Raw genomic sequence first — 24,682 nt, forward strand, 5'->3', positions numbered from 1 at the left:
TCAAGGGGTCCGGGAGGGCTGGACGGCGGCCGGATCATCCGGTCCCGGCTTCGGGCGGGTCCGGGTCCAGGACGGGTCGGCGGGCAGGCCGGGGCTGGGTGTGTCCAGGGGCATGGGCGGGGGATCCTTCGGACGAGTGGGGGACGGTCCGTGGAAGGGAAGCGGCCCGTGCGGGGGAGGCAGGGTCCGGGATGGCGGATGCCGCCGTCAGTTCCGCCCAGACGACGCGCGCGGGCCGGTCGGCCGCGATCGTCACGCCCCAGTCGGCGCTCAGCGCGTCGACGAGGAAGAGCCCGCGCCCGTTCTGGTCGTCGGGCCCTGGACACCGGGGGACCGGGCGGGCCGGGCCCCGGTTCTGGTCCTCGACCTCGATGCGCAGCCGGTGCGCGGCGCGGCGCACCCGGCACACGATCCGTTCGCCGGCCGCGTGCACCAGTGCGTTGGTGACCAGTTCCGAGGTCACGAGGACCGCGTCGTCCCGGGCGCTCTCGCCGACGCCCCAGGCGGTCAGCAGGTCGCGTACCACCCGGCGGGCCGTGCCGACCACGCCCGGCAGCGGCGGGAGTTCGAACGCGGCGGCGGGGCCGGGAAGGGCGGCCCCGGAGGCGAGCGGGTCGAGGCCGTCGGGCCCAGGGAGTCGACCCAGGTGCTCGCCTCCGGGTGGTCTCAAGGTGCCGGCCGACTCCGCCGTCCTGCGGGCGGACTCCAAGGCATCCGGGGCGCGGGCCGGAAGGCCGACCGGAGGCAGCCGGGGCGGGGTCGGACGGGCAGCCGACGGCCGACCGGGGGTCCGGTCTTCGGGCAGCCGGTGGAGCGGTTGGGGGAGGGAGGAGGGCGGAGCCATCGCCGTACGCCTTTCGTCCGGCCTCGTGCCGTGGGGGGTGTCGGTGTCGGAAGGGCCGGCCGCTTCGGAGAGCAGACGACACACCGCCTCCCGGGAGGCCGTGGTGCGGCCCCGTCTCCCCCGACTGGACCGCGCCGCCTGCTCCTTCGGTCGGCCGGAGCAGTGAATCCACTGTGACATCCACCAACAACCCCTCGCAACACGCAAGTTGAAAATTGCAAGTGGCCAAGTGCATGCTGCTTCCGGCAAGAAGTGATCGAATGGGTTTGGGAAAGCGGTTGCGTGGGACGGCGGCCCTGAAGCCCGTGTGAGGGGGTGGGCGTGACCGCGGAGACCGACTGGGGCGGCGCCCCTTCCGTTCTGCGCATGATCCTCGGCAGACAGCTGGAGGAGCTGCGGACCCGGGCCGGCCTGACCTACGAGCAGGCGGGCGTGGCCATCGGTGTCAGCCACTCCACGATCCGGCGCATGGAGGCGGCCAAGGTCGCCCGACTGCGGCTCGCGGACGCCGAGAAACTCCTCCAGGTCTACGGCGTGAGCGACCGGCAGGAGATCGACACCTTCCTGCAGTCGGTGCGCGAGGCCAACAAGCGCGGCTGGTGGCACACCTACCGCGACGTCATGCCCGACTGGTTCGCCGCCTACCTCAGCCTGGAACAGGCGGCGCTGCAGATCCGCGCCTACGAGAACCAGTTCGTGCACGGCCTGCTGCAGACCGAGGACTACGCACGCGCCCTGCTGAGCGCGGGCAATCCGCACGCCCCGGCCGAGGCGACCGAACGCCGGGTCGCGCTGCGCATGCGCCGCCAGGAACTGCTGGCCCGGGACGGGCCGCCGCGACTGTGGGTGATCATGGACGAGACCGTGCTGCGCTGGCCGGTCGGCGGACCCGAGGTGATGCGCGCCCAGGTCGGCCATCTCATCGAGCTCAACCGGCTGCCCCACGTGACCGTGCAGCTCATGCCGTTCGCCAACGGCCCGCACCCGGCGCTGCGGGCGGGTGCGTTCCACCTCTTCCGGTTCCGGGCCCGCGAACTGCCCGACATCGCCTATCTCAACGGCCTGGTCGGCGCGGTCTACCTGGACAAGGGCGACGACGTCGTGGTGTACCGCGAGGCCCTGGACCGGCTGGGTGCCCAGGCGGCGCCCGCCAGGAAGACCGAGACCCTGCTCGCCGCGATCCGCAAGGAGCTGTAGAGGTGCACCCCCCGATACGCAACGGCATGCCTGCCCGGCAGCTGGGCGCCCACGGCTGGACCAAGCCGTGGAGCGACGACGCCGGCGGCGCCTGCGTGGAAGTGAAGAAGCTCGCCGACGGGCGCGTCGCCGTACGCCAGTCCACCGACCCCGACGGTCCGGCGCTGGTGTTCACGTCCGGCGAGATGTCGAGCTTCCTGAGCGGTGTGAAGGAGGGCGACGCCGACTTCCTGCTCTGACCGTGCCTTTTTGACGCAAGTCCCACACCTCCGACTCGAATGGGAGACACGGCGTTGCCCGACAACGGATGGCCGGCCGAACGCATCGACACCGAGAACGCCCACTCCGCCCGCATCTACGACTACATCCTCGGCGGCAAGGACTACTACCCCGCCGACCAGGAGGCGGGCGACGCCATGTCCGGGGAGTGGCCCGCCCTCCCGGTCCACATGCGCGCCAACCGCGACTTCATGAACCGCGCCGTGCGCTGGCTCGCCGAGGAGGCGGGCATGCGCCAGTTCCTGGACATCGGCACCGGCATCCCGACCTCGCCCAACCTGCACGAGATCGCCCAGGCGGTGGCCCCCGAGTCCCGGGTCGTCTACGTCGACAACGACCCGATCGTCCTCACCCTCTCCCAGGGGCTGCTCGCCAGCGCGCCCGAGGGCCGGACGTCCTACATCGAGGCCGACTTCCGCGACCCGGCGGCCATCCTCGGGGCCCCGGAGCTGCGCGAGACCCTCGACCTGGGCCGGCCGGTCGCCCTCACGGTCATCGCGATCGTCCACTTCATGCTGGACGCGGACGACGCCGTCGGTGTCGTGCGGCGGCTCCTGGAGCCGCTGCCCTCCGGCAGCTACCTGGCGATGTCCATCGGCACCGCCGAGTTCGCGCCCGAGGAGGTGGGCCGGGTCGCCCGGGAATACGCGGCCCGCAACATGCCGATGCGGCTGCGCACCCTCGATGAGGCCCACGCGTTCTTCGAGGGCCTGGACCTGGTTGAGCCGGGCATCGTCCAGGTGCACAAGTGGCACCCCGACGGCACCGGCGAGCGGGACATCCGCGACGAGGACATCGCGATGTACGGCGCGGTGGCCCGCAAGGCATGACAGGCCCGGGGCCGGGGTCCGCCCACCACCTCCCGGACCCCGGCCCCGTCCGTGCCGTACGCCGGACGGAAGACCGGAATCCGCCGGCCGTCAGAAACACAGCTGGCCGAAAAGGCGGGTAATCGGTCCGGAATTCGGCGCAACCTTCGGTGCTGTGCCAGCGGCTCGGAATGAGGGAAAAACAAAGCGGAAAGAAGCGGAACCCGGCGCGGGGAAAAGCGGTCTTAAGGTCCGCCGACGGCCGGGAACGGCCCGGCCGTGCAGGAACCGGGGGAACGAGTCATATGTCCGTACGCAGCCGCAAGACCCTTCTGACCGCAGTCGCCCTCACCGCCGGCCTCACCCTGGCCGCCGTCACGCCCGCCCTCGCCGGCTCCGGCGCGAGCCGCACCACCCGCGCCGCCGTCTCCTCCGCCGAGGGCGACCCGCGCAACGTCACCCAGCACGTGGCCGACTTCTACGGCGCCTACATCGACTCCGTGTGGGCCACCGAGGACCCGTCGGCCGCCGCCGGCGCCAAGGCACTGCGCGCCTTCTACCTGACCGCCGCCGCCCAGAAGAAGGTCGCCGCGTTCGAGGAGAAGAACCACGCCGACGGCATTCTGTTCGCACAGAACGTGCCGGTGAAGTGGAAGGTCACCTACACCGGCTCCGGCGCGGGACACGCCACCAGCAGGGTCACCCTCACCTGGGGCGACGGCTCGACCGCGCAGGTCAGCAAGATCGACGTCCAGTCCGACCTGAAGACCTTGAAGATCACCGACCTCAAGCCGGCCCGCTGACCGGCTGACGGGCGCGCAGTCCCGCCCCGCCCCCACTCGGGGCGGGGCTCGCGGCTGTCGGGGGCGGTGTCAGGGCCGGCCGTGCGGGTAGTACGGCCGCGGCAGCCGCATGCCGCGGTCGGCCATGATCCGCCGTACGTGGTCGGGGTAGTCGGTGATGATCCCGTCGACGCCGAAGTCCATCAGCGCCTCCACCGTCGCCGGGTCGTCACAGGTCCAGGGGACCACCTTGAGGCCGCGGGCGTGCGCCTCGGCGACCATCGCGGCGTCCGAGTAGAAGCGGAAGCCGGGGTCGCCGACCTTCCCGCTCTGCGGGAAGCCGTAGTTGGGGGAGAGGGTCGTGAGGCCGGGGATGGTGGCGGCCGCCTTGACGAAGTCGCCGCCGTAGTCGTCGGCGTCGATCCCGCCGAGCCACGGCGACGCGCCGGGCCGGCCGACCTGGAGGAAGTCGTAGTTCGTCAGCGCCACCAGCGGCCACCCGGGTGCCAGCCGGTGCATCGCCTTCAGCGCGCCCCAGTCGAACGACTCGATGGTCACCTGCCGCTCGATGCCCGAGCGGTGGATCTCCTCGTACACGCGGCGCACGAACACCTCGCGCGGCGCGGTCTGTTCGGGCGCTCCCGCCTCGACCTTGGTCTCGATGTTCAGCCTGACCCGGTGGGCGTGGTAGCTCTTTACCAGGTCCAGGACGTCCTTCAGCTCCACCATCCGGAAGCCCTTGACGACCTCCTGATCAGGGAAGCCGGGCAACTGCTGGTAGCCGCAGTCCAGGGTCTTGATCTGGGCGAGGGTCAGGTCCTTGATGTACTTGCCGGTATACGGGTACATCGGGTCGCCGGGCGTGACGGGACCGGTGTCGCGGCACTTGACGCCGCTGATCTGCCGGTCGTGGTTGACGACCACCTTCAGGTCCTTGGTGATCTGGGTGTCCAGCTCCAGCGTGGACACGCCCAGCCGCATCGCCTTGCCGAACCCCTCCAGCGACTCCTCGGTCGTCATGCCGAGTCCGCCGCGGTGGGCCTGGAGGTCGAAACGGGCCTGGGGCGGACCGCCTCGGGCCGCTTGCGCGGTGGCGGGTAACACGAGCGCCGGCACCAGGGCCAGACCGGCGAGCAGGTGTCGTACGGACATCGCACCTCCCTGTTCTCGGGGCGCCCGAGATTCTCGCAAGGGGCGGCCCGGGCGGGCCACCTCCGCGGCGGAACATTGACCCAAAGGCCGTCGAACGTACGGCGCACCGACACCCGGACGGGGGCCGCAGGTCAACCTGCGCGCCGCCTGGAGCCCCTCCCCACCCCGGACCTCACCCCGTGTGCGACCGGTTCCCGGATCCGTGCCGCAGGCCCTCGGTACCGGCCCCGCGCCCGTGATGGTGGCGACGGCGCTCGACCGGGGTGCGGTGCAGGGCGATGAGCGCGGCGTCGTCGCCCAGCCGGCCGCCCGCGTGGGCGAGCAGGTCGCGCCGCACATGGTGCATCAGCGCCTCCGGACTGTCGTCCGTCCACCTCACCACCCGCTCGACCAGCGGATAGAACCGGCCGCGCGTGTCCCGGGCCTCGACGACACCGTCGGTGTACAGCAGCAGCGTGTCACCGGGCTCGAAGGAGAACACGTCCAGTGTGTGGTCGGACCCCCCGTGCACCCCGAGGGGCGGCGAGGGATGCAGGCTCGGCACCGAGACCGCGTGCCCCGGGCTCAGCAGCAGCGGCGGGGGATGGCCGCAGCTGGTCATGCGGGTGATCGGGTCCTGGTCCGGGATCTCCACCAGCAGGGCGGTGGCGAAGCGCTCGCCCGCCTCCTCCGGTGTCTCCAGCTCGGTCGCGTAGCGGCTGATGCTCTGGTCCAGCGTCGTGGCCAGGACCTCCAGCGGGATGTGTTTGTGCGCGCTCTCGCGGAACGCGCCGAGCAGCAGCGCGGCCTCCCCGATGGCCGGCAGGCCCTTGCCGCGCACGTCTCCGATCAGGACCCGTACCCCGCCCTCGTACTGGGTCACGGCGTACAGGTCACCGCCGATCTGTGCCTCGTCCTCGGCGGCCATGTAGAGCGAGGCGATCCACAGCGGGCCGATCTGCTCGGGCAGCGGCCACATCAGCACGTGCTGTGCGGCCTCGGCGACCGTGCGCACCTGCGCCAGCTGGGCCTGGCGGCGCTCCCGTACCACGCTGTAGATCACGACCATCACCGAGAGCACGGTGAGGGTGACGAGCTGCACGATGTGGTTCGAGGTGGAGATCCCGCCGTGGACGAACGCGATCAGTGTCTGGGCGGCCACCGCCAGCGCCCCCACGAAGGCCGTGGTCCGCGGTCCGGCGAACGACGGCGTGAGCGCCGGGGCGATGACCAGGGCCGGGCCCAGATGGATGCTCTCGGGGGAGCGGATGTCCACCACGGTGATCACCACGATGAGCACGATCGGGAGCAGCAGCAACGCATGGACCGACTGCCGCGGCTGCTGCCCACCCGCCCCCCGGTGCCGGAGCCTCATGCCTACCAGCGTGCTCCCGGACGAGGCTTACGGCATATGGAAGAGCCGGAGCCGGACATCGGCCACTGCCGGTCGCCGTGCGAGGGCGGAACGGGCGAGCCGGAGGGCCCCGGGTACCGGGTCTGTCTCCTCGCGCCCGCGGCAGCGCCGGACCTGGTCGTGGTGCGCAGCCGCCGAGAACGCGGTGGTACCGGGGCCGATCCGCCGCCTGGCACGGGTCAGCGGGGCTCGTGCACCCTCGTGAGGATCTCCAGCACCTCGGGTTCTCGCTGCAGCCGTGGCTCAGCGATTGACCGCCCGCATCCCCGCCTCGTCGTACCGCTCACCCGACACCTCGGGCAGCTCCGCCTCTATCCGGGTCAGGTCCTCCTTGGTCAGCTCGATGCCGACAGCGGCCGCGTTCTGCTCCAGATAGGTCCGCCGCTTGGTGCCCGGGATCGGGACCAGGTCCTCGCCCTGGGCCAGCACCCACGCGATCGCCAGCTGGGCCGGGGTGACGTCCTTCTCCGCGGCGATCTCCTTCACCTTCGCCGCCAGCCGCTGGTTCGCCTCGATGTTGGCATCGGTGAAGCGGGGGCTGTTGCGGCGGTAGTCGTTCTCGTCCAGTTCCTCGGCGGAGGAGAAGCGGCCGGCGAGGAAACCGCGGCCGAGCGGCGAGTACGGGACGAAGCCGATGCCCAGTTCCCGGCAGGCGGGCAGCACCTCGGCCTCCACGTCCCGCGTCCACAGCGAGTACTCGCTCTGCACCGCGGTGATCGGGTGGACGGCATGGGCGCGCCGGATGGTCTCCGCGCTCGCCTCGCTCAGCCCGATGTGGCGCACCTTGCCCTCGGCCACCAGCTCCCCGAGGGCACCGACCGTCTCCTCGATGGGCACGTTCGGGTCGACCCGGTGCTGGTAGTACAGGTCGATGCGGTCGGTGCCCAGCCGCTCCAGCGAGCCGTGCACGGAACTGCGCACATGCTCGGCCGAGCCGTCCTGCCGGCCGATCGTGCCCATGTCGCCCGGCACCGCGTCGTCCATCCGGTAATTGAATTTCGTGGCGATCACATACTCGTCACGGTGGCCCCGGATCGCCTCTCCGACCAGCGACTCGTTGGTGAGCGGCCCGTAGACCTGAGCGGTGTCGAGGAAGGTGATGCCGAGTTCCAGGGCGCGCCGGATGGTCGCGATCCCCTCGTCCTGGTCCGTGGTTCCGTAGAAGGCGGACATGCCCATGCACCCGAGGCCGATGGCCGATACCTGGAGTTCCCGCAGATTGCGCTGTCGCATGTGGTGTTCCAGCCTTTCCCGCACACTGGATAGTCGTTCCGCACGGCACGAAGCCCCTCATCCATCTAGCGACGGAATCCGCCCCCCGGCATCCCGTGGGGGAGACCGGGCGACGTGGGCCTCGTGCGCCTGGATGTCCTCGACGCTATGACTTGGAGCGCTCTCGAAGTCAACTCAGCCGTTCAGGCGCACCAGCAGCTCGAACAGGTCGTTCCGGGGCACCACCGGCTTGTTGCGCAACGCGGCGGCCGGTACCGAGAGTTGGTGGTCGGATGTGAAAGGCTCCGGTGTCATTCCATGGAGTGGACCGTCATGCCTGCGCGTTGGCCGTGAACCGGGCACCTCGGGAGTGTGCGGACAGACACCCCCGTTGGGGGACGGTTCCGAAGCCGCCCGGGTTGCCTCCCGTGCACCGGTTTCTTCTCACTGCACCGCAGGTCGCGAGGATCTTGACGACCGGCCCCCGGCTCGCTGAACTGTGAGCGCCGCCGTCGCAAGGGCGGCGGTGCGACGAGCAGGCGATCGAGCGAGAAAGGGTGCGGCCGACCCGCTTGGAGGGGGAGGGGCGAGCGGGGTGGAAACCGTACATCTATACGATGGCGGCGGAAAACGGGTGGATGACCAGGAAACTCCTCGCACGGCCGGGACGCCGGAAGCGGGGACGAGGGGGCGATGCAGGTGGCGGGGGACCCGGAGGCGATGGGCTGCCGTACCTCATGAGCGCCGACCGGAGCAGTGAGGGGCGCAGGCAGTGGATCCGCTCCGCGCTCGCACGCTTCGCCCGGTTCACGGGGCGCACGCTGCGGGCGGAGTGGCACGCCATCATCGTCGACCCGGTGCACCGGGTCGCGCGACGCGGACTGTCCGGGCTGGTGCTGGCGTTCGTCGCCGCGTTCGGCGTCATCTTCTTCCACGATCTGGCGCAGCACCCCACCGGAGCCCTGTGGGTGACGCGGCTCGGCGGAGTCAAGGCCGACCTGCCGCTGGGGGTCTCCCTGCTGCGCACCCCGGTGTCGCTGTACGTCCCGGCGCTCGATCTGCCGGTGTGGGCGGGCATCACCCAGCTCTTCCTCGCCTTCGCGCTCGCCGAACTGGCCCTCGGCCGCCGCCGGACGCTGGCGATCGCCTACATCACCACCCTGGCCGGCACCCTCACCGCGCGCGCGATGATCGAGCTCGGTCCCGGCTGGTGGGGGTTCGGACTGCCGCCCGAGTGCGGCAAGGTCCTCGACACGGGACCGTCCGCGGCCGTCGTGGGCCTGTTCACCTATCTCGCGGTGGTCCGGCGGGCGCCCGTGGTGTTCATCCTGACGGGCGGCTCGATGGTCTGGGAATCGATCGCGGTCCCGAACCTCGCCGGCCGGGAGCATCTGATCGCGGTGGGCGCGGCGGTCGTGCTGGGGCTCCTGCACGGCCGCGGGGAGAAGCTGAGGTCCTTCGTACGGTCCCTGCGCGTGCCGCGGCGCCCCGAGCCCACACCAGCACGGCGGAAGCCCGTACCCGCACCACCGGGGCGAGAGCCCGTACCCGCACCACGACGCCCGGAGCCCGCACCACAACGCCCGGAGCCCGTACCCGCACCCATGCTCCCGGAGGGCCCCGGCCCCTCCGCGTCCCTTCCCGGCGGCCCGGCTCCTGGCATGTCCGCACCACGTCAATGTGATGGTTTTCGCACTTCGACACGTGCGGGCACCCCCTAATGTTGCCGCGAGGTACGGCAGGGCTTGGCTGACACCATGGTGTTCGTCGCCGGCAGGCAGCTGAAGGGAATCCAGGATGTTCCGCAAGGTGCTGGTCGCCAACCGTGGAGAGATCGCGATCCGCGCGTTCCGGGCGGGCTATGAACTCGGCGCGCGCACGGTCGCCGTCTTCCCGCACGAGGACCGCAACTCGCTGCACCGGCTGAAGGCCGACGAGGCGTACGAGATCGGAGAACCGGGGCATCCCGTGCGGGCCTACCTCTCCGTCGAGGAGATCGTGGGCGCCGCACGCCGGGCCGGCGCCGACGCCGTCTACCCGGGCTACGGGTTCCTCTCCGAGAACCCCGAACTGGCCCGCGCCTGCGAGGAAGCGGGCATCACCTTCGTCGGCCCGAACGCGCAGACGCTGGAGCTGACCGGCAACAAGGCCCGTGCGGTGGCCGCGGCCCGGGCGGCGGGCGTACCCGTGCTGGGCTCGTCCGCTCCCTCCAATGACGTCGACGAACTCGTCCGCGCCGCCGAGGAGATCGGCTTCCCCGTCTTCGTCAAGGCGGTCGCGGGCGGCGGCGGACGCGGCATGCGCCGTGTGGAGAACCCCGCCCAGCTGCGCGAGTCCATCGAAGCCGCCTCCCGCGAGGCGGCGTCCGCGTTCGGTGACCCGACCGTCTTCCTGGAGAAGGCCGTCGTCGACCCGCGCCACATCGAGGTGCAGATCCTCGCCGACGGCGCGGGCAACGTCATCCACCTCTTCGAGCGCGACTGCTCGCTCCAGCGCCGCCACCAGAAGGTCATCGAACTCGCGCCCGCGCCCAACCTCGACCCGCGGCTCAGGGAGCGGATCTGTGACGACGCCGTGCGCTTCGCCCGTGAGATCGGCTACCGCAACGCGGGCACCGTCGAGTTCCTCCTCGACCGCGACGGCAACCACGTCTTCATCGAGATGAACCCGCGCATCCAGGTCGAGCACACGGTCACCGAGGAGGTCACCGACGTCGACCTGGTCCAGGCCCAGCTGCGCATCGCCTCCGGCGAGACCCTCGCCGACCTCGGCCTGTCCCAGGACACGGTCACCCTGCGCGGTGCCGCCCTGCAGTGCCGGATCACCACCGAGGACCCGGCCAACGGCTTCCGCCCGGACACCGGCCGGATCAGCGCCTACCGCTCGCCGGGCGGCTCCGGCATCCGCCTCGACGGCGGCACCACCCACGCGGGTACGGAGATCAGCGCGCACTTCGACTCGATGCTGGTCAAGCTCACCTGCCGGGGGCGGGACTTCAGGGCCGCCATCGGGCGCGCCCGGCGCGCCGTCGCCGAGTTCCGCATCCGCGGCGTGGCCACCAACATCCCCTTCCTGCAGGCCGTCCTGGACGACCCCGACTTCCAGGCCGGCCGGGTCACCACCTCCTTCATCGAGCAGCGCCCGCACCTGCTCACCGCCCGCCACTCCGCCGACCGCGGCACCAAGCTGCTCACCTACCTCGCCGATGTGACGGTCAACAAGCCGCACGGCGAGCGCCCGGACCTGCTCGACCCCGTCACCAAGCTGCCGCCCCTCCCGGCCGGCGAGCCCCCGGCCGGCTCCCGGCAGCGGCTGATCGACCTCGGTCCCGAGGGCTTCGCCCGGCACCTGCGCGAATCGCCGACCATCGGCGTCACCGACACCACCTTCCGCGACGCCCACCAGTCGCTGCTCGCCACCCGGGTCCGCACCAAGGACCTCCTCGCCGTCGCCCCGGTCGTCGCCCGCACCCTGCCCGAGCTGCTGTCCCTGGAGTGCTGGGGCGGCGCGACCTACGACGTGGCGCTGCGCTTCCTCGCCGAGGACCCGTGGGAGCGGCTGGCCGCCCTGCGCGAGGCCGTGCCGAACATCTGCCTCCAGATGCTGCTGCGCGGCCGCAACACCGTCGGCTACACCCCGTACCCGACCGAGGTCACCGACGCCTTCGTCCAGGAGGCCGCCGCCACCGGCATCGACATCTTCCGCATCTTCGACGCCCTCAACGACGTCGGCCAGATGCGGCCCGCCATCGACGCCGTGCGCGAGACCGGCACCGCGGTCGCCGAGGTCGCCCTCTGCTACACCGCCGACCTCAACGACCCCGCCGAGCGGCTGTACACCCTCGACTACTACCTGCGCCTGGCCGAGCAGATCGTGGAGGCCGGCGCCCACGTCCTCGCCGTCAAGGACATGGCCGGACTGCTCCGCGCCCCGGCCGCCGCCAAGCTGGTGTCCGCGCTGCGCCGCGAGTTCGACCTGCCGGTGCATCTGCACACCCACGACACCGCGGGCGGCCAGCTCGCCACCTACCTCGCCGCGATCCAGGCGGGCGCCGACGCCGTGGACGGCGCGGTCGCCTCCATGGCCGGCACGACCTCGCAGCCGTCGCTGTCGGCACTGGTCGCCGCCACCGACCACTCCGAGCGGCCCACCGGACTCGACCTCCAGGCCGTGGGTGACCTCGAGCCGTACTGGGAGGGTGTCCGGAAGGTCTACGCCCCCTTCGAGGCGGGCCTCGCCTCTCCGACCGGACGCGTCTACCACCACGAGATCCCCGGCGGCCAGCTGTCCAACCTGCGCACCCAGGCCGTCGCCCTCGGCCTCGGCGACCGCTTCGAGGACATCGAGGCCATGTACGCCGCCGCCGACCGCATCCTGGGCCGCCTGGTCAAGGTGACCCCGTCGTCCAAGGTGGTCGGCGATCTCGCGCTGCACCTGGTCGGCGCCGGTGTCTCCCCGGCGGACTTCGAGGCGACCCCCGACCGGTTCGACATCCCCGACTCCGTCATCGGCTTCCTGCGCGGCGAGCTGGGCACCCCGCCCGGCGGCTGGCCCGAGCCGTTCCGCACCAAGGCCCTGCGGGGCCGGGGCGAGCCCAAGCCCGCCCCCGAGCTGTCCGCCGACGACCGCGCCGGCCTTGCCAAGGACACCCGGGCGACGCTCAACCGGCTGCTGTTCCCCGCCCCGACCCGTGAGTTCGACACACACCGGCAGAGCTTCGGCGACACCAGCGTCCTGGACAGCAAGGCCTTCTTCTACGGCCTGCGCCCGGCCAAGGAGTACGCCGTCGACCTGGAACCCGGTGTCCGGCTGCTGATCGAGCTGCAGGCGATCGGCGAGGCCGACGAGCGCGGTATGCGCACCGTGATGTCCTCGCTCAACGGACAGCTCAGGCCGATCCAGGTCCGGGACCAGGCGGCGGCCTCCGACGTGCCGGTTACGGAGAAGGCCGACCGCGCCAACCCCGGTCATGTGGCGGCGCCCTTCGCCGGCGTGGTGACGCTCGCGGTGGCGGAGGGCGACGAGGTCGCGGCCGGCGCGACGGTGGCCACCATCGAGGCGATGAAGATGGAGGCCACGATCACCGCGCCCAAGGCGGGCCGGGTGTCCCGGCTGGCCATCAACCGGATCCAGCAGGTGGAGGGCGGCGACCTGCTGGTCGAGATCGCCTGAGACGGCCGTTCGCCGCGACCGGGCCGACCGGTCGCGGCGAACGGCCGACCGGCTAGAGGCGGCCGAACAGATAGCGCAGGCGGGCGAGGATCAGGTTCGGGTCCTGCTTGGTGACGAACGCGCCGCTGGGCAGGTACAGGGTCCGGCCGAAAACGGCCACCGAGGTCGGGTTGGACAGCCCGTCCTGCCGGGTCAGCACGACCGTGCGGGTGCCGTCCCGGCGCACCAGCACGACCTGGCTGGAGTCGTTCAGCGCGGCCAGCACGCTGCTGCCCTGCCCGGGGAAGGCGAAGTCGTCGATGCCGGCCAGGCCCGTGGCCCGAGTCTCGACGGGGCCCGCCGAACCGTCCTGGCCGATGGGGAAGCGCAGCAGCGTCCCGCGGTCCGAGTTGGACACCCACACCGCGTCGCGGTGCGCCTTGATGCCGTTGGCGCCGTAGCCGGAGCCGTCCGGCACGGACAGCGGCCGCAGTTCCGCGCCCTTCGCCCAGGCCGTGGCCTTGCCGCCGGACACCGGGACGCGCCACACGGTGCCGAGTACGGAGTCGGCGGCGTAAAGCATGCCGTGGCGTTCGTCGAGGGCCAGGCCGTTGGGCAGCCCGTTCGACGGCAGCTCGGCGATCTGCGCCGCTGTGCCGCCGTCGCCGGGGATGCGCCAGATACCGGTCTCGCGCGTGCCGGTCGCGTAGTTGACGTAGAGCGTGCCGTCGTGGGTGCGTACGACGCCGGTGACGGAGGCGCTGCGCACGACGGGTGTGTTCGGCTTCTCCACGGCCGGCAGGGTCGCGAGGATCCGGGTCTCCCCGTCCGCGGTGACGTGGGCGACCTGCCGGGCGAGGGCGAAGGTGAGGTCGGCGGACCCGTCGCCCTCGACCGCGATGTTCTCGGGCGTCTGCCCGGCGGCCAGGCCGAAGTGGGCGACGATCCGCGAGTCCGTGACGATCGGCTCGTGGCCGGTGGCGGGTGCCGCCGCGATCAGGCCGAACACGAGCGCGGCAGTGGCGGCCGAGGCCAGGCGGGGGAGTCGGGGCATGTGACCTCATTTCGTACGGCGCGCGGTGCGCCGGCGTGCGGGGCCACACAAACATGACGGCGTGCTGGTCACCGGCCCGGGGAGCCAGGGCCGCGGGGTCGCCCGCGCGGCCCACGACATGACGCCGCGCGCGGCCCGCCCGGGTGACGGGTTTGGCCGCGCGCGGCGGGGGAGGTCAGTCCCAGAGAGGGTAGATCACGACGTTCTTGAAGCCGTCAGGCCGGGCGCCTTCGTAGGTGAGGCTCATCCGGCCGTAGCGCAGGACGTCCGGGTGCTTCTTCCAGGGTTCCGGACGGTCGAGGCGCACGGTCACCCGGTACGAACGGAAGGTGCCCGCCGCGCAGTACGGCTTGCAGTCGTTGACCGCGTTCACGCCCACGGCGGTGGCCGTGTCCGGGCTCCACCGCGTCCAGTGGAGCCCGATGAGGCGGCTGTTGCCGTCGCCGCAGGCCAGGATGAAGTCGGTCGGGCGGACGTTGCGGTTCCAGAAGCAGTCGACCAGGACCGGCTGCGAAGGCTCGGCCTTCGGGGCCGTGGCAGCCGGCGGGCTGGCCGAAGCCGTGGTCATGGCCGCGGTGAGCATGGCCCCCGCCGCCAGGGTGACCGCCGTTCCCACCAGTGATCCGCGCATGGCCGCTCCCGCCCGTCGTGCGTGTACCGCCGCGTGCACCTCGACGCTACGACCGTACGCCCGGTTGCACCAGTCGCGCAGGTCGCGCCGCGTGTCAGCCGTGCGAGACGGTCAGCCCGTAGAACGCGACCCGGGCTCCCTTCGTGGTGCTGTCCGAGGACGACTGGTTGTAGGAACCCGCCTTGAAGTACTGCTTGTACGGCGAGAACGACGACGGGATGGCGTAGTGGGTGGTGGTGCCGTTGACCGTCAGATCGATGGTGTTCCCGCCGGAGACGGCGATGGTGTAGCTCCATGTCCTGCCGACCGCCACATGGCCCACGGTGTGCGTGGTCTGGCCGCCGGAGGGCGAGTTCTCGGTGCCGAGCACGATGTCGCCGTCCGCGTGGTAATACAGCTCCAGCAGCGGCTTGGTGGACGAGCCGCCGGAGCCCAGGTGGATCTGGCCCACGCAGACGTTCTTGGTCACCGAGACCACCCGCAGGGTCGCGCTCATCCGGTGGGAGCCGTTGAGCGGCCAGTCGGCGGGGCTGCCGCTCCGGTTCATCTCGCGCAGCTCCGAGCGGGCGTAGTTCGAGTTCGGCGTGGTCACGCCTTTCTCGGGTGCCCAGAAGGTCATCGCGCCGTCGCGTGTGTCGGTGTAGAAGTAGGCGTCCTGGTAGCCGTTCGCGCCCTGGAGCCGGGACGAGGGGATGGTGGTCGGGGAGCCGGGCGAGCCGACCGGCTCCTGCAACTGCCATATCGACAGGTCGAAGTTGCCGCCGGGCGCGACATGCGGGTCTGCCGCGTCGGCGCTGCCACCGGTGAGAGCGGTGAGAGTGAGGGCGAAGCCCGCGGCGGTCGCGGCCGCGAGCAGCCTGGGACGGGTCACGTGGGGGGTCCTTCCGCCAGAAGGATGCGCCCATTGTTCAGAAGTTCATAACTGTGAACGCTGGACGCATCCTTGTTCATCGGTGACCCGTGAAGCTAGAGGTCTGAACCAGACACGTCAAGAGGGTCAGCAGGCGCCCTCGTCCTGCCACGGGCCCCACTCCGAGGCGCCGGGGGCCTCGTTCTGGGTCCACCACTTGGCCTTCCAGTTGTGCTTGCTGTACGAGACCTCGTTCCCCGCCGTGTACACGGCCGTCGAACTCCAGGCGGTCTTGCAGGAGGCGGGGGTCGGCGTCGGCGTGGGTGTCGGTGTGGAGGAGGGCGGGGTGGCGCCCGCGAACCGCACCGAGTACTTGGCGAAGTCCCAGGAGTTCTGCGTCACGCTGGAGCAGGTCCCGGACGTGCGGCCGCCGTTGTCGGGCGGCGTGCACTGGCGGTCCCGGTTCAGGGACCAGAACGTGAAGCGGTCCATGTTGTGGCTCGTGGCGTAGTCCAGCACGGTCTGGAAGTCGGACTGTGTGAAGTACTCGCCGGTGTCGCTGCGGCCGTTCATTCCGGAGAAGCCCTCATGGGCGTAGGCGGTCGCCTGGTCCCAGCCGAACGTGGACTGCAGGATCGAGTTGAAGTTGGTGAGCGCGCCGGTCTGGCTCGCCGCCCCGTTGAAGCCGCCGTCGAAGGGCATGATGGAGAAGTTGTTCGGGGTGAACCCCTGCGACTTGGCCTCCAGCAGCATCTGCTTGCCGAACCAGCCGGTGCCGTCCGCCGTGCCCGCCGTGGTCACGGAGACGTACAGGCCCGGGTTGTTCTGCTGCAGGATCTTCGCGGCGCCGATCTCGTTCTTGATCGCCGCGCTGTTCTCGTACTCCGGCTCCTCCAGGTCGAAGTCGATGGCGTGCAGCCCGTACTTGGTGATGACCTGCTGGTACGCCACCGCCGTGGAGGCCGCGTCCGAGCAACTCTGCCCGAGCTTGGTGCCGCCGTACCCGCCGATGGAGACGGAGACGTCACCGCCCTTGGCGCGGATCGTGTTGATGACCGACTGCACGGCCGTGTCGGAGGAGACCGGTGCCGTGCCGCCCCAGGTGGGGGAGCAGCCGCCGCCGTTGGGCGCGAGGATGAAGGCCAGCTGGAAGGCTTTGAGTCCGGTGGCGTCCATGATGGCCGACGCGTCCGGCGGGTCGTTGTCCAGCGGCATCAGATAGGGGGCCGCGGCGTACCAGCGGTTGTCGAGCGCGGTGGTGGCGCCCGAGGCGTTGCCCGCGACGAGGGCGGTCGTGCCCGCGGCGGCGAGCGTCACGGCCGCCGTGGCGCCCAGACATGCGTGAAGACGTCTCACTGCGTGCCTCCAGAGGGTGGGGGTGGGGAGGAGCCCCACCCTCCGGGAGCTGTTGCGGTCACGTCAATAAGTTGGACTAGACCAACTTGCTCTTTGGACTAGACCATACGATCTCTTTACTCGGCGTCGACCAGACGCACCGCGAAGCCGCTGTCGAGTGGCAGGCTCGGTGTGCTGATCGTCGTCACATGGGTGTCCGCGTCGTACGCCCAGGCGGAGTCCGGCAGTTGGCGCCCGTCGACGAGCACCCGCGCGGGTGCCGTGTCGCCGTGCACGGTGAACCGGTACGTCCGGGCGTCCGGCCTGTCCGCGTACTCGCCCTTGCTCGCGCCGACCGTCACCGTCGTCCCCCGCGCGTCGGCGTGCGCCGACACCCGCTGCGTGGCCGCCGCGCCCTCGGCGAAGGCGCGTGTGACGCCGTCGTCCTCGTAGAGCGTGTAGCGGCTGGTGCCGTGCGCGGACGGGTACACGTCCCAGTCCAGCTCGTGCCGGTCGCGGGTCTGCCAACTCGTCGTGCCCTTGGGCCACATGGGAACGATCGCACCCTCGCGCACGAACAACGGGAGCGTGTCCAGCGGGGCGTGGTAGCCGTTCAGAGTGGTCGGACCCTGGTAGGTGCGGCCGGTCCAGTAGTCGGTCCAGGTGCCCTTCGGGAGGTAGATGCCGTCACGGGTGTCGGAGTCCTGGTAGACCGGGGCGACGAGGAAGTCGGGGCCGGACAGGAACTCGTACTTCGCCTCGGCGCCCAGGGTGTCCGGGTCGTCCGGGTACTCCAGCCACAACGGACGCACCGCGCCCACACCCGTCTTCGCCGCCTCCGCCGACAGGGTGTACATGTACGGCAGCAGCCGCTCCTTCAGCTGGAGGTACTTGCGGTTGATCGAGGTGTACGGCTCCCCGTCCCGCCACGGCTGCTGGTCGGCGGGCTTTCCGGTCGTGAGGTCACTGGCCCAGCCGTCCATGGTCATGACGGCCGGCAGGAACGCCTTCCACTGCAGGTCCCGGGCGTACATCTTGGCGTCGTGACGGTAGATGCTGCCCACGTCACCGGTGTTGTAGGCGATGCCGGACAGGGTCGCCCCGGCGTACGTCGGTATCTGCCAGCGGATGTAGTCCCAGGACAGCTTCTGGTCGCCGCTCCACAGCACCCCGCAGCGCTGGGCGCCCGCCCAGGACACGGGCAGCCAGACGAACCCGCGCGCGTCGCTGTTGTCCTCGATCCCCTTCTTGGCGGCGTCGCAGGCGTCCAGCGCGAACTTGTAGCCGTTGCCGACCCAGGCCACGTCCAGCTTGGCCACCCGCTGGCCGGCCTTGACCTGGTCGGCGAGCTTGTCGATGCCGTCCTGGGTCCACAGACCGAGCTGGGCGTGGTGGTCCCGCAGGCCCTTCGCGGTCTGCTCCAGGTTCTCGTACCCGCAGCCGTAGCCGTCGTTGACCAGCATCCAGCCGAGCGGCATCTGGTTCTCGGTGTAGCCGTCGGCGATCTTCAGCGCGTCCAGGGTGTGCCGCTCGCCCCGGTTGGCGTTGTGCAGGTAGCAGTCCGAGTCGCCGGGTTCGAGGCCGTAGACCGGCGGCATGAAGGGCTTGCCGACCAGCGCCGTGTACTTGCCGATGACCCGCTTGGCGTCACCGGGGAAGTAGTAGGCGTCCAGGCGTCGTTCCTGCTGGCCGGTGGTGACCGGCGAGCCGAAGGTGTACACGCCCGGCGCGAAGGTGTTGCGGAGGACGCCGTAGCCCGCGCTGGAGAGGTAGAACGGCTGGGAGTTGTTGTAGCCGCCCTCGTTCCAGTCGAAACTGTTGGCCACGTACATGGTCTGTCCGCGGTGCGAGAAGGTGCCGTTCTGCTCGCCGCCGCCGAAGAACTGCTCGTCGGCGCCCCGCGTGAGGCTCTGCCGCATTCCGCCGGTGGACCAGCGCAGCGGCTTGTCCTCCTGCCAGATCCGGGTGCGGTCGTCGGGCTTGTACAGCCCGAACCGCAGCGGCTTCTTGTACACGCGCAGCACGGCCTCGGGGGAGCGGATGCCGTAGTAGTCGCCCGCGTCGAAGGACGAGGTGTGCCGCTGGAGGGCGGGCTGTTTGCGCACGATGGCCGTGCCCGCCGGATCGCTCAGCGAGCCCGACGGGTCCGCCTGGAGCCGGAGTTGACCGCCCGTCAGGAAGTCGGCGCGGGCGGTGAGCGCGCCCGCTCCGATCGTGTAGCTGCCGTCGCCGCCCGAGAAGGACGTGAGATCGCCGGCGTCCGTGGTCGCGGGCAGGTACGCGCTGCCCGTGAAGGAGTTGTCGTGCGCGTCGTACGGAACGACCAGGACGTGGTACGTCCCCGACGCGCGCGGGATCACCGTCGCCTCGGGGTCGGCCGTGCCGGCGCTGGACGCCACCTGCTTGCCGTGGTCGTCGTAGACGTACAGGTCGAAGTCGTCGGAGGGCTTCTCCCACTTGACCGACAGCGGTACGCCGCCCTCGGGGTTGTCGTCCCAGTAGCCGTCCGGTACCGAGACGGTCAGGTCGAAGCGGTCGCAGACCTTGTTGTCGGGGTCGGCGGCGGCAGCGGGACAGCTCTCGGTGCCACCGCCGGTGCCCTTGGGGTACACGGGACTCTGCCAGGTGACGCTGCTGTGGGCGGAGTCGAGTACGGCGCCGGCCGCTTTCGTGGCGGCCGCTGCGGGCGCCGGGGCGGTGAGCACCGTCCCGGCCAGGGCGGCCGCCAGCCCCAGTGGAACCCAGGACGGCCACGGCACACGGCGGCGCAGTCTTCGTGGTCTTTGCACGGGGGAACAGCTCCCATCGCACCATCGCGGACTGACTGTTCTTGCGCTTGTTGCGCGGATGCGCTCGAAATGGGCTTCAATCGAGCAACTTCACGCACGAAGCCTCGGGGTTGGCGCAGGTTCATGTCAATACGGCGGTGCGTACCACGCCCGGGCACGACGAAGGCCGGCCCCCTCGCGGAGGGGGCCGGCCTTCGTGCCGGTGTCGCTCAGTCGGTGTTCCTCCGGAGCACGATCTGGGTCTGCGTGGTCTGGCCGACCAGCCGGTTCCGGTCGTCGCGCAGATCCGTCTGCACCACCATGAGCGTGCCGCCGAGATGCAGGGGGCGGGCCGTGGCGTGGACGTGCCCGGCGGTGACCGACCGCAGGAAGTTGGTCTTGGACTCCACCGTCGAGGTCCCGGACGCCCCCTCGGGCAGGTTGAGGTAGGCACACACGGCGCCGACGCTGTCCGCCAGCGCCATCAGCGCCCCGCCGTGCAGCGCCCCGCCCGCCGTACAGACGTCCGGCGACCAGGCCAGGATCCCGACGGTGCGCTCGGCCGTGGCCTCCTGCAACTCGATGCCCAGCCCGGCCGCGAACGGCATGGCTGCCAGCAGATCACCGGGCTTCGGGACGACCGGCTCGGAGGGGGACATGACGTACCGCCTTTCATGGGTGCCGTGGTGCTGTGGACGGTGATCCACTGTGGTGGCGCGGGGCACCGGGCGCCAGTCACTCCTCGGACGGCTGCTGGATCATGGCCAGCGTCAGCACACCGCCCCCGATGCCCCAGCCACCGTCGACGACCTCTTCGACGAGGACCAGCGTGGTGGCGCGGGCACGCTCGCCGTAGAGCCCGACGTACAGCTCGGTGGCGCGCGTGACGATCAGCTCCTTCTGCTGCTCGTCCAGGCTTCCGGCAGGGACCTTGAAGTTGGCGAAGGGCATGGGAGATCTCCTTGGCTGGGAAAATGGTCGAGAGGATGTCGGACGGGGTGTCAGAGGGAGCTGCCCGCGGTGAGCAGGTCCTCCAGCCCGGCGCGATGGAAGAAGTCCGCGCGGATCCGGTCGGCGACCGCGGAGACGACCTCGCTGCCGTCGCGGCTCGGGTCGACGTGCGTGCGCAGCGGCCGGCGGCCGGCGGGCAGGTCCACCAGGCGTACGACGGCTTCGGCGACCTGCGCCGCGTCGGCATCCGGCGGGACGAGCGCCGCGAGCCGCTGGTCCAGGCCCGCCAGCAGGGCGCCGTAGCGCTCGTCGTAGGCGGCGGCCCGCTCGGTGTCGGCGGGAGTGCCCGCGTGGGCGAAGTGGTTGGTGCCGGAGGTGAACGCGCCCGGGACGACGATCGCGGTGTCGATGCCGAACCGGATCAGCTCGCCGGCGTAGCTGACCGCCAGCGCGTCCATCGCCGCCTTCGCGGCGAAGTACGGCGCGAGGAACGGCGGGCAGCCGCCGCGGGTGCTGGAACTGCCGATCCACACCAGCAGGCCCTCGCCCCGTTCCCGCAGATGGGGCAGCGCGGCCCGGTTGACGCGCTGGGCGCCGAGGACGTTGACGTCGTACAGATCGGCCAGCTGGCCGGGGGTGAAGGCCTCGGCGGGCCCGGTGACCATGTGGCCCGCGTTGTGGACCACCACGTCCAGCCGGCCCTCGGCGGCCAGGACATGGGCGACGGCCGCGTCTGCCGAGTCCTGGGAGGTGACGTCGAGGTCCACCGCGTGCAGGGACACGCGGTGTGCGGCCGCGTGCCGGCCGAGGTCGGCCACGGCGGGCGCGTTGCGGGTGGCCGTCTGCCGGATGCCCGCGTAGACGGTGTGGCCGGCCTCGGCCAGGGCCCGCACGGTCAGCGCGCCGAAGCCGCTGGAGGCGCCGGTGACCAGGATGGTCCGGGGAGTGTCGGTGAGCATGAGTCCTCGCATGAGTGGCGCAGAAGAAGCTGGGGTGAAGGAGTGTCAGACGATGCCGCCGTTGGCGCGGACCACCTGGCCGTTGACCCAGTGGCCGGCCGGGGAGGCGAGAAAGGCCACCACCTCGGCGATGTCGGCCGGCGTGCCGAGGCGCTCCAGCGGGGGCTGGGCGGCCAGCCTCGCGACGGTCTCCTCGTCCTTGCCGTCCAGGAACAGATCGGTGGCCGTGGGCCCGGGGGCGACGGAGTTCACGGTGACGTCCCGTCCGCGCAGTTCGCGGGCCAGGACCATGGTCAACGCCTCGACCGCGCCCTTGCTGGCGCTGTAGGCGCCGTAGGCGGGGAAGGACAGGCCCACCACGGACGTGGAGAAGGTGAGGAACGCGCCGCCGGGGCGCAGGGTGTGGGCCGCCTGCCGGGCGACCACGAAGGTGCCGCGGATGTTGGTGCGGTGCATCGCGTCCAGCTCCGCCAGGTCCAGCTCGGCGACCGTCGCGAGGTACATCCGCCCGGCCGCGTGGACCACGACGTCGACTCCGCCGAACTCGTCGGCGGCGGTCTCGAACAGCGCGGCGACCTGCGTCTCGTCGGCGACGTCGGCGCGGACGGCGACCGCGCGACCGCCTGCCGCGACGGCTTCCTCGACCGCGGCCTCGGCCGGCTCGCGGTTGCCCGCGTACCCGACCACCACGGCGTATCCGTCGGCGGCGAGCCGCTTGACCGTCTCGCGGCCGATCCCCCGGGAGCCTCCGGTGACGATGGCGACGCGGGGTGCGGAGGGGGTGGTGGAGTGGGCGGATATTTCAGTGGACATATCGGTGGACACGGGGCCTCCAGGGGGAGCGGGGCGTGACGCCCGGTGAGTGCCTCCAGCCTGGGTGCCCGGTCGGCCGCCAGCCACGGCTGTGCTCACCCTGGGGTCGGCAACCCCTGGTTCCGCGTCGCTGCCGGGGTGACCATGGAGTCGTGAACCAATCGGAGCTCGCCGCCTTCCTGAAGTCCCGCCGCGACCGGATCCGCCCCGCCGACGTCGGCCTGCCCACCGGGCCCCGCCGCCGGGTGCCGGGTCTCAGGCGCGAGGAGGTCGCCCAGCTGGCCGGGCTCTCCGCCGACTACTACACCGAGCTGGAGCGCGGTCGCGGGGCCCAGCCCTCCGCGCAGGTGCTGGGCGCGCTCGCCCGCGCGCTCAGGCTGAGCGGCGACGAACGCGATCACCTCTTCCACCTGGCCGACCGCCCCGTGCCGACCGCCCACGGCACGGCGGCACAGGCCCAGCCCGCCCTGGTCGGCCTGTTGGACCGGCTCACCACCACCCCCGCCCAGGTCATCAACGACCTGCACGAGACCCTCGTGCAGAACCCCCTCGCCCGCGCGCTCCTCGGCCCGCCACCGGCCACCCGCGGACTGGAGGCGAGCTTCGTCCACCGCTGGTTCACCGATCCCGGCGCCCGCGCCGTCTACCCCTTCGAGGACCACCCGCACCACTCCCGGGTGTTCGTCGCCGACCTGCGGGCGGTCGCCGCCCGGCGCGCCAAGGACGCCGACGTCGGCCGGCTGGTCGCCACGCTGCGCCGACGCAGCGCGGAGTTCGAGGAGCTCTGGGAGCAGCGGGACGTGGCCCTGCGCCGCACCGACCACAAGCGGATCGTCCATCCCTCGCTCGGCGTCATCGAACTGGACTGCCACAACCTGTTCAGCGAGGACGGCCGTCAGCGCCTGCTGTGGTTCAGTGCCCCGCCCGGCACCGAGGGCGCGGCCCAGCTGGAACTGCTGTCGGTGATCGGCACGCAGGACATGACGACCGGCGCGGAAGGTCTGGGGCGCCGGCCGGGCTGACGGAGCGGCCCGGCCGAGAAGGCGGGACATTCAGGCAATCCGTCCTGACACATCACCGATGTCCGCAGACCCATGGCGGATCTTCCGTCGCCTGAGGCACCCTTGACGGTGTGCGTACTGTTTCGCGACGTTTGAGCGACTGCGCACGGCGGGGAGCCGTAGACATCGGTAGCAATGGCAGGACGCGCCCGGCGCGTCATGGGGGGGGAGCGATCGCCCATGCGATCCAAGAGCCGTGATCCACACGTCGCACCGGCCTGTGCCGCACGCGAGACAACACTCGTGAAGCCGGCGGAAGGGCGGTCGAGCTGACGTGGAGATCACCATCCACAGACCCGGCGACCTGACCTCCGCGCTGCGCGGAGCCTGGCACCGGGCGATGGACGAGTCACCGGAATACGCCAATCCTTTCCTGGCGCCGGAGTTCACCCTCGGTGTCGGCCGCCACCGCGGCGGCACACGGGTGGCCGTCCTGCGGGAGGACGGGGAGGCGGTCGGCTTCTTCCCGTACGAGCGGAGCCCCTTCGGCACCGGCCGCGCCATCGGACTCGGGCTCTCCGACTGCCAGGCGCTCGTGCACCGGCCCGGAGTCACCTGGGACGCCGGAGAACTGCTGCGCGCCTGCGGGATCAGCATCTTCGAGTTCGATCATCTCGTCCAGGAACAGCGGCCGTTCGCCCCGCACGTCACCGGCACCTTCGCCTCGCCGGTGATCGACGTGAAGCCCGGCGACGGCGCCTACGCGCAGTGGCTGCGGGGCGCCTACCCGGGGCTGGCCAAGACGACCCTGAAGAAGGAGCGCCGCCTCGGGCGGGACATCGGCGAGGTGCGGTTCGTGTTCGACGAGCGCGATCCCGAGATGCTGCGCACGCTCATGCGCTGGAAGTCCGCCCAGTACCGCCGGACGGGGCGCATGGACCGGTTCTCGCGGCCCTGGATCGTCGATCTGGTGGACCATCTCTTCCACGTCCGCGAGGAGCACTTCACCGGGGTGCTGTCCGTGCTCTACGCGGGAGACCGTCCGGTCGCGGCCCACTTCGGTCCCCGCTCCAGCACGGTCCTCGCCGCCTGGTTCACCGCCTACGATCCCGAACTCCACTACTACTCCCCGGGGTTGATGATGCACCTGAGGACGGCCGAGGCGGCCGCCCGGCACGGGGTGACCCTGGTCGACCTGGGGCGCGGCGACAAGGAGTACAAGGACTGGCTCAAGACCCGTGAACTGCGGGTCGGCGAGGGCTTCGCCGCGCGCCCGCACCCCGTGGCCGTGGCCCAGCGGCTGTGGCGCCGCCCGGTGCGCGGCCTGCGCAACACGGTCCTGGCCCATCCCCGGCTGCGCGAGCCCGCCGACCGGCTGCTGAAGACGGTCGGCCACCTGCGCGCCCACGAGCGGACCGCTGCCGCCGCATCGCCCCCGAGCGGCCCCCGGTCGGGGTGAGCGTGCCGGAACATCGCGGCCCGGACCGCCAGCTACTGGCAG

21 protein-coding genes are annotated in these 24,682 nt (G+C 71.4%); 8 read left to right on the forward strand and 13 right to left on the reverse strand.

What is annotated here, in order from left to right:
• Nucleotides 1-34 precede the first annotated feature (34 nt).
• Nucleotides 35-670, reverse strand: a complete 636-nt coding sequence (locus tag AVL59_RS18180) for an ATP-binding protein (RefSeq protein WP_237281539.1) — start codon at nt 668-670, stop codon at nt 35-37.
• Between the two features lie 495 nt (nt 671-1,165).
• Here AVL59_RS18180 and AVL59_RS18185 point away from each other — a divergent pair, with 495 nt between their 5' ends.
• From AVL59_RS18185 to AVL59_RS18200, 4 genes are all read left to right on the forward strand, one after another.
• Nucleotides 1,166-2,041 carry a helix-turn-helix domain-containing protein gene (locus AVL59_RS18185; RefSeq protein ID WP_067317421.1) on the forward strand — a complete coding sequence of 292 codons (876 nt, stop codon included), beginning with the start codon at nt 1,166-1,168 and terminating at the stop codon, nt 2,039-2,041.
• A gap of 26 nt (nt 2,042-2,067) precedes the next feature.
• On the forward strand, nt 2,068-2,280 hold the full coding sequence (locus AVL59_RS18190; RefSeq protein WP_067317419.1) for a DUF397 domain-containing protein: 213 nt from the start codon (nt 2,068-2,070) through the stop codon (nt 2,278-2,280).
• 54 nt (nt 2,281-2,334) lie between these two features.
• Complete coding sequence (locus AVL59_RS18195; RefSeq protein WP_067305492.1) at nt 2,335-3,150, forward strand: SAM-dependent methyltransferase; 816 nt, start codon at nt 2,335-2,337, stop codon at nt 3,148-3,150.
• A gap of 284 nt (nt 3,151-3,434) precedes the next feature.
• Nucleotides 3,435-3,932 carry a hypothetical protein gene (locus AVL59_RS18200; protein WP_067305494.1) on the forward strand — a complete coding sequence of 166 codons (498 nt, stop codon included), beginning with the start codon at nt 3,435-3,437 and terminating at the stop codon, nt 3,930-3,932.
• A 69-nt stretch (nt 3,933-4,001) separates the two neighbouring features.
• On the opposite strand, the gene AVL59_RS18205 is transcribed toward AVL59_RS18200, so the two are convergent.
• From AVL59_RS18205 to AVL59_RS18215, 3 genes are all read right to left on the reverse strand, one after another.
• Nucleotides 4,002-5,063: a glycerophosphodiester phosphodiesterase family protein gene (locus AVL59_RS18205; protein WP_067305497.1), complete on the reverse strand. Its 1,062-nt coding sequence runs from the start codon at nt 5,061-5,063 to the stop codon at nt 4,002-4,004.
• 172 nt (nt 5,064-5,235) lie between these two features.
• Nucleotides 5,236-6,417: a PP2C family protein-serine/threonine phosphatase gene (locus AVL59_RS18210; protein WP_067305500.1), complete on the reverse strand. Its 1,182-nt coding sequence runs from the start codon at nt 6,415-6,417 to the stop codon at nt 5,236-5,238.
• Nucleotides 6,418-6,699: 282 nt separating this feature from the next.
• Nucleotides 6,700-7,689, reverse strand: coding sequence for an aldo/keto reductase (locus AVL59_RS18215; RefSeq protein WP_067305503.1), 990 nt, complete (start codon nt 7,687-7,689; stop codon nt 6,700-6,702).
• A gap of 716 nt (nt 7,690-8,405) precedes the next feature.
• Between AVL59_RS18215 and AVL59_RS18220 the strand changes: the two genes are divergently transcribed.
• Nucleotides 8,406-9,389, forward strand: coding sequence for a hypothetical protein (locus AVL59_RS18220; RefSeq protein ID WP_079146766.1), 984 nt, complete (start codon nt 8,406-8,408; stop codon nt 9,387-9,389).
• A 76-nt stretch (nt 9,390-9,465) separates the two neighbouring features.
• On the forward strand, nt 9,466-12,840 hold the full coding sequence (locus AVL59_RS18225) for a pyruvate carboxylase (protein WP_067305505.1): 3,375 nt from the start codon (nt 9,466-9,468) through the stop codon (nt 12,838-12,840).
• 52 nt (nt 12,841-12,892) lie between these two features.
• Here AVL59_RS18225 and AVL59_RS18230 read toward each other — a convergent pair whose 3' ends face one another.
• From AVL59_RS18230 to AVL59_RS18270, 9 genes are all read right to left on the reverse strand, one after another.
• A complete protein-coding gene (locus AVL59_RS18230) occupies nt 12,893-13,873 on the reverse strand; it encodes an SMP-30/gluconolactonase/LRE family protein (protein ID WP_067305508.1) in 981 nt (326 codons plus the stop codon).
• A gap of 175 nt (nt 13,874-14,048) precedes the next feature.
• Nucleotides 14,049-14,504 (reverse strand): hypothetical protein, encoded by a 456-nt coding sequence (locus AVL59_RS18235; protein WP_067305511.1) that lies wholly within the window; start codon nt 14,502-14,504, stop codon nt 14,049-14,051.
• Nucleotides 14,505-14,598: 94 nt separating this feature from the next.
• Nucleotides 14,599-15,375, reverse strand: a complete 777-nt coding sequence (locus tag AVL59_RS18240) for a polysaccharide lyase family 7 protein (protein ID WP_067305514.1) — start codon at nt 15,373-15,375, stop codon at nt 14,599-14,601.
• A gap of 126 nt (nt 15,376-15,501) precedes the next feature.
• A complete protein-coding gene (locus AVL59_RS18245; RefSeq protein WP_079146767.1) occupies nt 15,502-16,710 on the reverse strand; it encodes a chitinase in 1,209 nt (402 codons plus the stop codon).
• A gap of 116 nt (nt 16,711-16,826) precedes the next feature.
• Complete coding sequence (locus tag AVL59_RS18250; protein WP_067305520.1) at nt 16,827-19,448, reverse strand: glycoside hydrolase family 31 protein; 2,622 nt, start codon at nt 19,446-19,448, stop codon at nt 16,827-16,829.
• Between the two features lie 239 nt (nt 19,449-19,687).
• Nucleotides 19,688-20,116: a PaaI family thioesterase gene (locus AVL59_RS18255; RefSeq protein ID WP_067305523.1), complete on the reverse strand. Its 429-nt coding sequence runs from the start codon at nt 20,114-20,116 to the stop codon at nt 19,688-19,690.
• A gap of 76 nt (nt 20,117-20,192) precedes the next feature.
• Nucleotides 20,193-20,408 carry a tautomerase family protein gene (locus tag AVL59_RS18260; protein WP_067305526.1) on the reverse strand — a complete coding sequence of 72 codons (216 nt, stop codon included), beginning with the start codon at nt 20,406-20,408 and terminating at the stop codon, nt 20,193-20,195.
• Between the two features lie 50 nt (nt 20,409-20,458).
• Nucleotides 20,459-21,367: an SDR family oxidoreductase gene (locus tag AVL59_RS18265; RefSeq protein WP_067305529.1), complete on the reverse strand. Its 909-nt coding sequence runs from the start codon at nt 21,365-21,367 to the stop codon at nt 20,459-20,461.
• Nucleotides 21,368-21,412: 45 nt separating this feature from the next.
• Nucleotides 21,413-22,180 carry an SDR family oxidoreductase gene (locus AVL59_RS18270; RefSeq protein ID WP_067305531.1) on the reverse strand — a complete coding sequence of 256 codons (768 nt, stop codon included), beginning with the start codon at nt 22,178-22,180 and terminating at the stop codon, nt 21,413-21,415.
• A gap of 152 nt (nt 22,181-22,332) precedes the next feature.
• Between AVL59_RS18270 and AVL59_RS18275 the strand changes: the two genes are divergently transcribed.
• Both AVL59_RS18275 and AVL59_RS18280 read left to right on the forward strand, forming a co-directional pair.
• Entirely contained in the window at nt 22,333-23,202 is an 870-nt protein-coding gene (locus AVL59_RS18275; protein ID WP_067305533.1) for a helix-turn-helix transcriptional regulator, read from the forward strand.
• A gap of 313 nt (nt 23,203-23,515) precedes the next feature.
• Nucleotides 23,516-24,640: a GNAT family N-acetyltransferase gene (locus AVL59_RS18280; protein ID WP_067305535.1), complete on the forward strand. Its 1,125-nt coding sequence runs from the start codon at nt 23,516-23,518 to the stop codon at nt 24,638-24,640.
• Nucleotides 24,641-24,682 lie beyond the last annotated feature (42 nt).

Source organism: Streptomyces griseochromogenes, assembly GCF_001542625.1.
GTDB lineage: Bacteria > Actinomycetota > Actinomycetes > Streptomycetales > Streptomycetaceae > Streptomyces > Streptomyces griseochromogenes.

Excerpts from the sequence above, each read along its gene's own strand:
- AVL59_RS18205 (WP_067305497.1), bottom strand. The coding sequence starts at position 5,063 with ATGTCCGTACGACACCTGCTCGCCGGTCTGGCCCTGGTGCCGGCGCTC.
- AVL59_RS18270 (WP_067305531.1), bottom strand. The coding sequence starts at position 22,180 with ATGTCCACTGAAATATCCGCCCACTCCACCACCCCCTCCGCACCCCGC.
- AVL59_RS18235 (WP_067305511.1), bottom strand. The coding sequence starts at position 14,504 with ATGCGCGGATCACTGGTGGGAACGGCGGTCACCCTGGCGGCGGGGGCC.
- AVL59_RS18265 (WP_067305529.1), bottom strand. The coding sequence starts at position 21,367 with ATGCTCACCGACACTCCCCGGACCATCCTGGTCACCGGCGCCTCCAGC.
- AVL59_RS18200 (WP_067305494.1), top strand. The coding sequence starts at position 3,435 with ATGTCCGTACGCAGCCGCAAGACCCTTCTGACCGCAGTCGCCCTCACC.
- AVL59_RS18260 (WP_067305526.1), bottom strand. The coding sequence starts at position 20,408 with ATGCCCTTCGCCAACTTCAAGGTCCCTGCCGGAAGCCTGGACGAGCAG.
- AVL59_RS18225 (WP_067305505.1), top strand. The coding sequence starts at position 9,466 with ATGTTCCGCAAGGTGCTGGTCGCCAACCGTGGAGAGATCGCGATCCGC.
- AVL59_RS18210 (WP_067305500.1), bottom strand. The coding sequence starts at position 6,417 with ATGAGGCTCCGGCACCGGGGGGCGGGTGGGCAGCAGCCGCGGCAGTCG.
- AVL59_RS18215 (WP_067305503.1), bottom strand. The coding sequence starts at position 7,689 with ATGCGACAGCGCAATCTGCGGGAACTCCAGGTATCGGCCATCGGCCTC.
- AVL59_RS18255 (WP_067305523.1), bottom strand. The coding sequence starts at position 20,116 with ATGTCCCCCTCCGAGCCGGTCGTCCCGAAGCCCGGTGATCTGCTGGCA.
- AVL59_RS18220 (WP_079146766.1), top strand. The coding sequence starts at position 8,406 with ATGAGCGCCGACCGGAGCAGTGAGGGGCGCAGGCAGTGGATCCGCTCC.
- AVL59_RS18230 (WP_067305508.1), bottom strand. The coding sequence starts at position 13,873 with ATGCCCCGACTCCCCCGCCTGGCCTCGGCCGCCACTGCCGCGCTCGTG.
- AVL59_RS18190 (WP_067317419.1), top strand. The coding sequence starts at position 2,068 with ATGCCTGCCCGGCAGCTGGGCGCCCACGGCTGGACCAAGCCGTGGAGC.